At 66.7% G+C, this 10436-nt stretch carries 11 protein-coding genes; 6 read left to right on the forward strand and 5 right to left on the reverse strand.

Features of this window, described 5'->3' with window-relative positions:
- Positions 1-848: DUF2293 domain-containing protein (locus tag VET27_RS10520; protein ID WP_526517760.1), on the reverse strand; the 848-nt coding region annotated here is incomplete at its 3' end.
- Between VET27_RS10520 and VET27_RS10525 the strand changes: the two genes are divergently transcribed.
- The gene (locus VET27_RS10525) at positions 832-1509 is read left to right on the forward strand and encodes a hypothetical protein (RefSeq protein ID WP_526517762.1); all 678 of its coding nucleotides are present in this window, start codon (positions 832-834) and stop codon (positions 1507-1509) included. The genes VET27_RS10520 and VET27_RS10525 overlap by 17 nt on opposite strands.
- Before the next feature lie 478 nt (positions 1510-1987).
- On the opposite strand, the gene VET27_RS10530 is transcribed toward VET27_RS10525, so the two are convergent.
- The 3 genes from VET27_RS10530 to VET27_RS10540 all read right to left on the reverse strand — a co-directional run bounded on the left by VET27_RS10530 (position 1988) and on the right by VET27_RS10540 (position 4811).
- Positions 1988-2668, reverse strand: coding sequence for a sensor domain-containing protein (locus VET27_RS10530; protein ID WP_526517764.1), 681 nt, complete (start codon positions 2666-2668; stop codon positions 1988-1990).
- Positions 2669-3189: 521 nt separating this feature from the next.
- Positions 3190-3978 (reverse strand): bestrophin-like domain, encoded by a 789-nt coding sequence (locus VET27_RS10535; protein ID WP_526517766.1) that lies wholly within the window; start codon positions 3976-3978, stop codon positions 3190-3192.
- 254 nt (positions 3979-4232) lie between these two features.
- Positions 4233-4811, reverse strand: coding sequence for a hypothetical protein (locus tag VET27_RS10540; RefSeq protein ID WP_526517768.1), 579 nt, complete (start codon positions 4809-4811; stop codon positions 4233-4235).
- Positions 4812-5018: 207 nt separating this feature from the next.
- Between VET27_RS10540 and VET27_RS10545 the strand changes: the two genes are divergently transcribed.
- The 5 genes from VET27_RS10545 (at position 5019) to VET27_RS10565 (ending at position 9906) form a co-directional block, all read left to right on the forward strand.
- Positions 5019-8042 carry a DEAD/DEAH box helicase gene (locus tag VET27_RS10545; RefSeq protein ID WP_526517770.1) on the forward strand — a complete coding sequence of 1008 codons (3024 nt, stop codon included), beginning with the start codon at positions 5019-5021 and terminating at the stop codon, positions 8040-8042.
- A complete protein-coding gene (locus VET27_RS10550; protein ID WP_526517772.1) occupies positions 8035-8868 on the forward strand; it encodes an SWIM zinc finger family protein in 834 nt (277 codons plus the stop codon). Before VET27_RS10545 ends, VET27_RS10550 begins: the two co-directional genes overlap by 8 nt.
- Before the next feature lie 21 nt (positions 8869-8889).
- Positions 8890-9099 (forward strand): hypothetical protein, encoded by a 210-nt coding sequence (locus tag VET27_RS10555; protein ID WP_526517774.1) that lies wholly within the window; start codon positions 8890-8892, stop codon positions 9097-9099.
- Between the two features lie 172 nt (positions 9100-9271).
- Positions 9272-9505 carry a FitA-like ribbon-helix-helix domain-containing protein gene (locus tag VET27_RS10560; RefSeq protein ID WP_526517776.1) on the forward strand — a complete coding sequence of 78 codons (234 nt, stop codon included), beginning with the start codon at positions 9272-9274 and terminating at the stop codon, positions 9503-9505.
- Positions 9502-9906, forward strand: coding sequence for a type II toxin-antitoxin system VapC family toxin (locus VET27_RS10565; protein ID WP_526517778.1), 405 nt, complete (start codon positions 9502-9504; stop codon positions 9904-9906). The genes VET27_RS10560 and VET27_RS10565 overlap by 4 nt, the downstream gene beginning before the upstream one ends.
- Positions 9907-10243: 337 nt before the next feature.
- Here the strand turns inward: VET27_RS10565 and VET27_RS10570 are convergent.
- Positions 10244-10436, reverse strand: a 193-nt coding sequence (locus VET27_RS10570) for a DUF2293 domain-containing protein (RefSeq protein ID WP_526517780.1), incomplete at its 5' end; no start/stop codon positions are given.

The raw sequence follows: 10436 nt of genomic DNA on the forward strand, positions 1-10436 counted from the left end.
ACGCGGTCGCGCACCCGGTGTCGGGCGTCGTCGCGATCGACGCCGGACATGAGCAGGTCGTCGTAGTCGGTGTCGACGTGGCGGACGGAGGCGGCGACGGCGAGGCGAATGGCGTCGGGGTCGAGCGCGCGGGCGGCGGCGCTGCGTCCGATGCGGCCACTCCCGCGCAGGGCGGCGTGGTAGGAGATCGTGCCTGCGCGCGCAGGTGGGCAGCCGGGGAACTGATCGCGGATGGCGACGGCGAAGTCGTCGCGGAACTTCTCGTCGACTGCTGCGCGGCGCACCTGGTCGTGTGTGCGGCGCAGGGCGCGGGCATCGGCGTCCTCGAGGCATTGTTGGGCGGCCTTCTCGATGGCGTCGTTTTCGGCCAGAATGCCTTGGCGTTCATAGCGATTGCGCCTCGAGCTCCAGCGGACGACCACGGCGGACAGGCGGCTGGCCTTCTTGGCGCGGCGGGTCAGGGCGGCATCGCCGGACGGCAGGAACACCAGATGCCCGAGGTCGGCACAGTCGAGGCAGAGCACGCCGGCATTCGTCTTGACGAGGAGATCGCCGGTGTCGTCGCAGGAGGAACAGGTCCAGGCACGGTGGGGCGAAATCACCGTGAGCTCGCGGGAACGCCGGGGCGGTAGCTCGGGCGCATGGTCTTCGGCCGAAGCCCAACGGGTGCGGAAGGTAGTTTCGGTTGCGGGGTCGCCATTGGCGGTGAACCGGAGATCGTGGTACTCGGTGCGCCATCCCTCGAGTCCGTGGTCCTGGGCCCAGTCTCCCAAGGCGTCGAGGGCGGCGGCGGTCTTGGTGTGGTCGACGCCGACGCAGCTGTCAAGGGAGGTGACGCGGCCCTTCATCCAGCGGTCGACGTTGGACTGTGCGAGCCAGCCCAAGCCGATCAGGACGTCGATGGGCGTGACGAACTGCTATCGGCCGAGCCTGCCGCAGGGCACCCGGCAGTTCTCGGCGGCGGAGCCGCGGCCGACGTGTAATGGGCACCACCCGCCTGTTCCGGGGGCGCCGGTGCCGGCCAAGCAGGCGCGCTTCGCCCGGACGCAGGTGGGGTTGCTGGCCGGGACGATCGCGATGTTTGCGCTGGCTGCCGTGCTGGCCGCGGTGCTGGTCTTCACGGGTGGCAGCACCGACTCCGAACCGCAGAGTCCGCTCGCCGCGCAACCACCGTCGACGACGACGGTTACGACCACGGCGCCTTCTACGTCCGAGGAGTCCACGCCGTCGTCATCGACATCTACGTCGACGACACCGACGACACCGACCCCGTCACCGTCGACGATCGGGGCAACGCTGTCGGGCGTGTCGGGCACCGACGGGCAGGGCTTCGTCGGCCATTCGGCGCGCTGCGACGCGGGGAGTGCGCCCGCGGCGGCGATCAGAACCGCGAACTCGCTGGCGATCGTGTGTGAGACGGCGCCGGGCAGCTATTACTACCGGGACGAACACCTGAGCGACGGCGCCCAGCTGCAGCTGGCCAACGCGGTGGAGGCTTCGACGCAATGAATCCGGCCGACGGGGCGCGGTATCAGGTGCGGCCGGACCAGCTGACCATCTCGAGCAGCCGTGGGGTCGAATCGGACCGGGCGCTGGAGTACGGCGCGGGTTAGCGAACCGTGCGGTGCGTCACACAAATACGCTGCCACGGCCCGCGGGTTAAAACTAAGTGGCCGTGCGAAATTGGTCGTTGAGTAGTCCGCCGAAACCGTGTCGTTCGAGGCTTCGTGTCATAGTGGATCTTTGCTCGTTGCTCCTGAGCCACTGCCGAATTGCTTCGTTCTGCTTCGCGAATGGGCGGCGCGGATGGTGGCGCCTGCAATGGGGGAGTGACGCATGGTCTCGTCGAGGGCGGGCATGGCGAGATCTGGGTCGTCGCGCAGGTCGTTCACCCGCCGCTGAAGACCGCAGCTCCCCACAGACGACCGGCGCGTAACCCAGCCGATGCTTCAGGTCGGTCAGCAGGGATCCTGCTCTGAGATCGTGCTCACCAACGGGATGTCACGTCGTCGGCGATCTGTCCGGCGATCTTTGACGCCGAGTCAGCGGGGTTGGCGCTGCACGTGTTGATGTCGACAATGACGTTGTTTCTCAGCGCCAGCGCGCGCCCACACCCCCAGCCGGGAGCACGCGCGTCCTGTTGAGTCGCGACCGTGCTCAGTGTGGCGTTGGCGTTCGAGATGTGCCCCACGGTCCACTGCGATCCGCTCTGCGTGTGGGTGTATTCGCGGCAGGTCGGCCACTGCTGAGCAGAGGCATCGAAGAACGTCCCGGCCATCTCCACGGTGGGAAACAGCACCACGGCCTGCTTGAGATAGTGCGTGAAGTCATCGCCGTTGTTGAGGCTCTCATCGTGCTCGGCTCGGTCACCGCTGTTGGCGTAGACCGCAGCTTCTGCCGCGCCGTCGATGGCGAGGCATTCCAGCGGCGACATCGTGGCGCTGTTGTCTGCGAACGCGGACTGGCTGTCCGTCACCGCCATTCCGGTCGTCCCCATGGCGGCATTGACTTCTTCAGGGCTGAGCAACAAGCTGGCCAGCTCCCGCTCGACGAGAGGACGCGGAATCAGTGTCCGGGTGGGTGTCGTCGTCTCGGCGTTGCCGGTACTCGCGCACCCGGCGGTCAGAACACAGATTGCTGCTGCGAGTGTGGCCGTCGATCGGCGCATATAGGCCCCCCTTCGAGCCGGATCAATCCTTGAACGCGGCGCGACATCCCCTGTATTGCGACACTGAAAAAATGGTGCAGCAATACCGCCGACACCTACGGAATGTCGGACGGTGTTTCGTGGTAACGATGAACGGCGCTTCTTGATAACGATTCGTGGCGAATCACTCGTCAGTTGCGCCCGGCCGTCGAGCGGCGGTGTCGGGGCACACTGCTGTCACCTGACGCCGAGTTCGCCAACGTCGGATCGACCCCACGGCCCGACTCCTTTGACATCGGCCACAACACCGCGCGCACGATGGCAATCCCATCGTCAGCAGAGGGCTGGACGAATCAATCGAAAGAGCCGAGATCGCGGTGGAACCGCTGACCGAGCCTCCGAGCGAACTTGCCGCTCATGGGCGGGAAGGCGAGACATGAAGAGTCCACTGCTTTTTCATCGACGCAACCGCCAGCGCGTGCGCCCTGTTGCGGATGTTCGGGCTCCCGCTGGTTGTGCAGCAGAGGTGAACTCGTCGTCTACTACGGCGATTGCTCGTGCGTCCAGATCTGTAGCACGTTCACGTATAGGTCGGGCTTCACGGAGAGCGCACCGACGAACCAATGCTCGAGCGCGAAGATCAGATACATGACAAACCCCATCAGGCCCGCCGTCAGTCCGACGGCGCAGGCATGAACCAACAGGTCAATTGTGCCGAACAAGAAGGTGAACGCCATCACGACCGCACCGCCGCCGATGAGCAGCACCCAGAGCTCACCCGGGATCGCCGCCTCACCAGCCGAGACCCGCAACTTGCGGTTGGCGCACAGGTCGTTCAACTTGACGATGTCGTGGTCGAAGAACGCGATCTCGTTGCGTGTCTCCGGCTGGACCTTCAGGTAGGCCGTCCAGACGTCGGACGTGTGATCGAACTGTTCCTCGATGGACTCGCCTCGTCGCATTCGCGGTAGTTCGTCATCGATCACGTCTGCGGTGTACGCGACGAGGCTCTGCTGCACTGCTGGCCGGTACGCCGCAGGTATCGCCGTGGAATCCCGGAGCAAATCAGCGATGGCGCTGGCCTCCGCCTCGGTTGCGCTTTCGGCGTCTCCGAACTGTTCCCACACCACAACCACCACGAAGGCGACGAGTACCGCGTAGAGCACGCCGGCAAGCTGGAACACCTGGCCCGAGGCGGCATTCGCATTCTCGAGTCGGGTGTGCGACACGGTCCTTCGGAACACGATCAGCCCGCCCACCGACAGCCCGACGACCACGGCCACCGCGACGGACCAGAGGAGCGGAGCGGGCAGCGGCAAAAGCCAGATCACGGGGCCCCTAGTGCGGACGTTGGGCCATCCGCCCCGTCATTATGGCTGCCACACCGGCTCAGTTTGGCGCAACGCTCCGATGGTGACGATGTGTGAACGTCGTGACGGCAGCAGCACGCATCGTGACAATTCGACTACCGATCAAACAAGCCGACGTCTTCGACTTTGATCTTGCGCGCCGACTCAACCCGCCGGTGCCTCGACCGCACGACGGATGACCCCGGCGACCAGGCGGCTCGACCAGGCCATCTGGTTCACCAACCGTGAGCGTTGGCTGCGGTGTTCAGCGCGTCGAAGGCGGCGTCGAGTCGTCGTTGGTGGCGCCGGTTGGGTTCATGGTTGGCCTCGGCGGCCACCGCGCCGATCAGTTCGTCCAGATCTCCGTCCGTGACGGCTAGGTGAAGGCGGTCGTCGCGTGCGCGGATGGCGAACACTGCTCTCTGGCAATCGATGTCGAGGAATGTCAGGGCGCGCAGCGTCGCGGCGACATTGGCGTCGATGACGACCTCGTGCAGCGGTTCGGCCAAGGTCAACTTTCGGCGACGTAGGTCGTAGGGAGTGCCTGCCCAGTTGCTGATGGTGCCGTCGTCGCCACAGCGGTTGCAATGCCAGCGGATGGGTGTGTCCGGTCGGGTGCTGATCACGATGATCCGGCCGGGACAGCGGCGGTTGCCCGGTCGGCGTCGGCATGGCAGGGCGCTTTCCCAGGCGGTGTGGGCGTCACCGGCTGTCGCCGCTTGCACGATGCTGATCAGGTGCTCGCCGAGCTTGAGCGCTGGGCCCGGGATGTCGGGGGGCAGGTCAATGAAGTGGTGCAGATCGGCGACCAACATGGCCTGGGACTGTAGCCGACCGTGGGCTGCGGTGCTGCGTCGTTTCCTGGCGGCACGATATTCTCGATTCTCGCGCGGGTGCAGCGGGCGGTGGCTGCGTGGGGAGGCCTTTGACACTGCAGTGGCGGCGGGCCCCCTCGCGTGTCGTCCGCCCCGAGCGCAGTCTTCACGGAAGAATCGCCACAACGAGTGAGAGGGACGGTGCGCATGCTGGTAATGCACGGGTTCTGGACAGCCGCCGACGCGCTGTCGAGCGAGCTGTGTCTGTGGGCCGAGGATGCGACGCGGACGGTGAAGAGTTCCAGCCAGGCACTCCGCGCTGCTCGTCCGCACCCATTCGCCGCGCCGGCCGACGTCGTGGCCGCGATCCACGCGGGCAAGGCGGACATGACCACCCTCGCGCTGCCGTCGCTGCGGAGCGCACCCCTGGACTCACCGGAGTTGTTCCGCGCGGAGCCTCGTCCGGTGCCGCGCAGCGACCCGGCCCTGCTGTCATGGACGGTGCCGGTGGTGCGCCTGTCGGCGGCCTCAGCGCTGACCGCGTTGACCGAATCGGTCGCCGATGTCCGGTACGGCGCGTCGGTCGCCTACTACGCGGACCTGGCGGCGTTCGCCCAGGATCTGGTGGTGCGGGGCCGGGTGTTGCCGACGGTAGCGGTCGGTGAGGGAGGATCGGTCGCATCCTGGCGGCCGGTGTTGACCGGTCAGGACCTGGTCGTGGTGAACTCGTTCGTCGCGGCGATGCCGCCGGTGTGCCGCGCACACCAACCGGACTGCGATCCAGACACCCTGGCCATGTCGGCGCTGTGCGGCATGGTCGACGCGGCGGTGCGGGCGACGCTCCCGAGTTCGGCGGATCTTCTGCCGGCCCGGCGCGGCCGTCGACCCCGGCGTGTGCCTGCGGCCGAAGCGTGGCTCGAGGCATTGACGGGTGCCGGCGGCCGGTTCGACGCCGGCGACGACGACTTCGCCGAGTTGGCCGGTCACTTGGCCTCATGGGACGAGATCGGTTCGGGTGCAGCGGGTTCGGCGAGGGCGACGTTCCGGCTCTCCGAGAGCGAGGGATCGCAGGACGGCTGGCGGCTGGAGTTCATGCTGCAGTCCATGGCCGATCCCAGTCTGCTGGTGCCGGCGGAGTCGGTATGGGACCACGACGGTGGTCTGGGACGCTGGCTGGACCGGCCGCAGGAGCTTCTGCTGGCCGAGTTGGGCCGCGCCGTGCGGGTGTATCCGGACCTCGGGCCCGGCCTTCGGACGGCCTGCCCGTCGGGCATGGAGCTCGACACCGACGGCGCCTACCGCTTCCTGTCCGCCATCGCCCCCTTGCTCGACGAAGCGGGCTTCGGTGTGCTGTTGCCGTCGTGGTGGGATCGGCACCGCAAGCTCGGGCTGAGGGTCTCGGCGGGAACCCCCGTCGACGGCAAGGTCGACGGGGTCTCGCGGTTCGGTCGTGAACAGTTGGTCGACTTCCGTTGGGAGCTGGCCGTCGGCGCCGATGTGCTGACCGAGGAGGAGATCACCGCGCTGGCCGGTGCCAAGGCTCCGCTGATCCGACTGCGGGGGCAATGGGTCGCGGTGGATCACGAACAACTGCGACGGGGGCTGGAGTTCCTGTCCAGCGATCGCGAACGGAGGGCGACGGTGGGCGAGATCCTCGCGCTGGCCTCCGATGACCCCGACGGCGTTGAGGTGCCGCTGGACGTCGTCGCGGTCCACGCGGAGGGCTGGCTGGGCGATCTGCTCAGCGGCGCCGCCGCGGCCACGCTGAAACCGTGCACCCCGCCGCCGACGTTCGCCGCCACCCTGCGTCCCTATCAGCAGCGCGGTCTGTCCTGGCTGATGTTCCTGTCGTCACTGGGCCTGGGCGCCTGTCTTGCCGACGACATGGGGCTGGGAAAGACCGTGCAGATGCTAGCGCTGGAATCCACTGAGCGCCTCAAGGATCCGTCGATCGGAACGACGCTTCTGATCTGCCCGATGTCACTGGTCGGCAACTGGCAGCGGGAGGCGGCCAAGTTCGCTCCCGAGCTTCGGGTGCACGCGCATCACGGGGGTGGGCGGTGTCACGGCGAGGAGCTCGCCGAGCAAATCGCCGGTGCGGATCTGGTGGTCACCACCTACGCGACGGCAACGCGGGACGTCGACGAGCTCGCCGCCCAGCGGTGGAACCGGGTGGTGCTCGACGAAGCGCAGGCGGTGAAGAACCGCCTGTCTCGCGGGGCCAAAGCGGTCCGGCGCCTCGAAGCCGGACACCGGGTAGCGCTCACCGGGACGCCGATGGAGAACCGGCTGGCCGAATTGTGGTCCGTCATGGACTTTCTCAACCCCGGACTGCTCGGTTCGCCCGAACTGTTTCGCGCCCGGTATGCGGTCCCGATCGAGCGGTACGGCGACACCGAGCCGGCGGAGAGGCTGCGGGCGATCACCCGACCCTACCTGCTGCGTCGACTCAAGACCGACCCGACGATCATCGACGACCTGCCCGAGAAGGTCGAAATCAAGCAGTACTGCCCGCTCACCGCCGAGCAGGCGTCGCTGTACAAGGCGGTCGTCGACGACATGATGACCAAGATCGAGAACGCCGACGGAATCAGCCGTCGCGGAAATGTTCTCGCCGCGATGGCGAAGCTCAAGCAGGTCTGCAATCATCCCGCCCAGTTGCTGCACGATCGGTCGCCGGTGGGTGTCCGCTCGGGCAAGGTGATCCGATTCGAGGAGATCCTGGAGGAGATCCTCGCCGAGGGCGACCGGGTGCTGTGCTTCACGCAGTTCACCGAGTTCGCCGAGATGTTGGTGCCGCATCTGGCGGCACGCTTCGGCCAAGACGTGGCCTACCTGCACGGCGGCACGCCGAAGAAGCGGCGCGACGAGCTGGTTGAGCACTTCCAATCCGGTTCTGGCCCATCGATTTTCATCCTCTCACTGAAGGCAGGTGGTACCGGGTTGAACCTCACTGCCGCCAACCACGTCGTGCACCTGGACCGCTGGTGGAATCCCGCCGTCGAGAACCAGGCGACCGACCGCGCGTTCCGGATCGGGCAGAAGCGAAAGGTACAGGTGCGCAAGTTCATCTGCACGGGAACCCTGGAGGAGAAGATCGACGACATGATCGAGGACAAGAAGGCGCTGGCGGAGCTGGCGGTCGGCGATGGCGAAGGCTGGCTCACCGAACTGTCGACGCGCGAGTTGCGCAGTTTGTTCGCGCTGTCGGAGGGGGCTGTCGGTGACTAGCTGGTACCCGCCCGCGGCTCGACCCATCCAGGTTGCCGACGGGCTCAAGGCGCGCAGCCCGCGCGGCGCGATCGCCCGGACGTGGTGGTCGAAGCGGTTCATCGACGTGCTGGAAGGATTCGGGCTGGGTAGTCGGCTGCAGCGGGGGCGCACCTATGCCCGTAAGGGCCAGGTCATTTCGCTGGAGGTGAGCACCGGGCAGGTGTACGCCGAGGTGCAGGGCAGCCGGGCGAAGCCTTATCGGGTGCGCATCGGGATCGCCGCGTTCGGAAAGTCGGACTGGGCGCAGATCGAGCGGGCGCTGGCCGACAATGCCTGGTACACAGCGGCATTGCTGGCTGGCGAGATGCCTCATGACATCGAGGAGGTGTTTGCGGGGGTGGGGCTTTCACTGTTCCCGGCCAGCGCGGGCAACCTGTCCTTGGACTGCTCGTGTCCTGATTCAGCCGTGCCGTGCAAGCATCTGGCGGCCGTGTTCTATCTGCTGGCGGAGTCGTTCGACGCGGACCCGTTCGCCATCGTGGCCTGGCGTGGTCGCGAACGGGACGAGTTGCTGGCCAACCTGCAGGCCGCCCGGTCGAATTCGGCGGCCGCAGATCGGGCAGGCAGGTCCTGGCTTCCGCTGACCGACTGCCTCGACTCGTTCTTCGCCGCCCAGTCGCAGGTGTGCACCCCGGTCCCGGCGCAGACCACGTCGTCGACCACGGTGCTGGACCAGCTTCCGGAACTCGGGGTCACGGTGCGCGGTCGATCGGTGACCGATCTGCTCCGGCCGGCGTACGCGGCACTGGGTTCTGAGACTCAGGGTGAGCCGAGCTGTGAGTGAATGTGCGTTTGGCTTGATGTCGTGAAGTTGGCGGCGTGGGCGCGGTCGGTGGGTGTGCATCCGCAGATGGCGTATGCGTGGGTGCGTGAGGATCGGATGCCGGTGCCGTTTCGGCGGTTGCCGTCGGGCACGGTCCTGGTCGACGTGACCGGTCCGGCTGTTGGCCAGCAGTGGGTGGTGCCCGATCTGAAGATCCCGGCGGAGCCGATCGTGGAGCACTCGGGACGCTGACCGCAGGTGGTCGTCATCAAGGCTTCGGCCGCGGTCTCGGCACTACTGAACGACGGCCAGCCCAGTGCTAGAAGACTGGGAGAGAGGCGAGGGATTTGAAGCACAACCGGGTTCGCAGCCGGTCTTCGAGCGCTTCGCACCATTACAGCAGCGATGCAGCTATAATGCAGCTATGGTTGCTATAACCGTGCGCGATATCCCGGATGACGTCCGCAATGAACTCGCGGCGCGGGCAGCACGGACCGGGCAGTCGTTGCAGGAGTACGTTCGCGGGCTGCTAGTCACGTCTGCTGCCAAACCGACAGCCGACGACCTCATCGCCCGGGCCCGTGCGCGCGTCGAGGCAACCGGGGTGCGGCTCGGCGCGGCATCAATTTTGGCTGTCAAAGACGCCGACCGGCGATGACGACGCGGGCCGTGTGCGATGCATCAGCAGTGGTTGCGATGTTGCTCGACTCCGGTCCGGATGGCCGCTGGGCTAGCGGGGCGATGATCGGCGCTGAGCTGTTCGCGCCCACCTTGCTTCCCTATGAATGCTCCAACATCATTCGTAGGCACGAGCTCAGCGGCGCCGTCAGCGCCGACCAGGCCGCCCAGGCGCACGCCGATTTACTGGATCTGGCCGTGGCGTTATGGCCGTACGAACTCCTCGGCAATAGAGTTTGGGAACTGCGTTACAACTTGTCGTGCTACGACGCCGCCTACGTAGCGCTCGCGGAGGCCTTGACTGCGCCGCTGCTCACGCTCGACCGGCGAGTAAAAGGAGCGCCCGGTCTGGAATGCGTTGTGCTCGAACCACCGTCGTGACCAACTGTACGTGTTGGAGTGCTCCCTGGCTGCCCCAATTTTGGGGCGGGCATCACTCCCCGCCGGTTAATCGGCGGGAAGGTGTCTAGGAGTTTGATGAGGTCGCGGCGTCGGATGTGGATGAATACGTCGAGAAGCGCGGCCAGCTCGGGGTAGTCGGGATCGAGCCCTCGCCGGTAATGGCTATCTGTGTGGCTAACTCGGCGGCTTCGCGAGTTTCCCGCATCGGCGGCGGTCGTGGTTGATCCGCGTCATCGCTGGGCGCATGCGGCGCGGTGTTACTCGTACTTCTCCGCCCTGGACCCAGTCTTATCGCAAGGTGCGGTTGCCAGCGAGATCAGGTGTCGAGGACGGTGGCGCCGTCGCGCCAGGTGTCGAGGATTTGGTCGACGCGGTCGCGCACCCGGTGTCGGGCGTCGTCGCGATCGACGCCGGACATGAGCAGGTCGTCGTAGTCGGTGTCGACGTGGCGGACGGAGGCGGCGACGGCGAGGCGAATGGCGTCGGGGTCGAGCGCGCGGGCGGCGGCG

Source organism: Mycobacterium sp., from assembly GCF_035633495.1.
In the GTDB taxonomy this organism is placed as follows: Bacteria; Actinomycetota; Actinomycetes; order Mycobacteriales; family Mycobacteriaceae; genus Mycobacterium.

Bases quoted from the DNA above. Each gene is read 5' to 3' on its own strand.
- VET27_RS10530 (WP_526517764.1), bottom strand. From the start codon at position 2,668: ATGCGCCGATCGACGGCCACACTCGCAGCAGCAATCTGTGTTCTGACC.
- VET27_RS10540 (WP_526517768.1), bottom strand. From the start codon at position 4,811: ATGTTGGTCGCCGATCTGCACCACTTCATTGACCTGCCCCCCGACATC.
- VET27_RS10545 (WP_526517770.1), top strand. From the start codon at position 5,019: ATGCTGGTAATGCACGGGTTCTGGACAGCCGCCGACGCGCTGTCGAGC.
- VET27_RS10560 (WP_526517776.1), top strand. From the start codon at position 9,272: ATGGTTGCTATAACCGTGCGCGATATCCCGGATGACGTCCGCAATGAA.
- VET27_RS10565 (WP_526517778.1), top strand. From the start codon at position 9,502: ATGACGACGCGGGCCGTGTGCGATGCATCAGCAGTGGTTGCGATGTTG.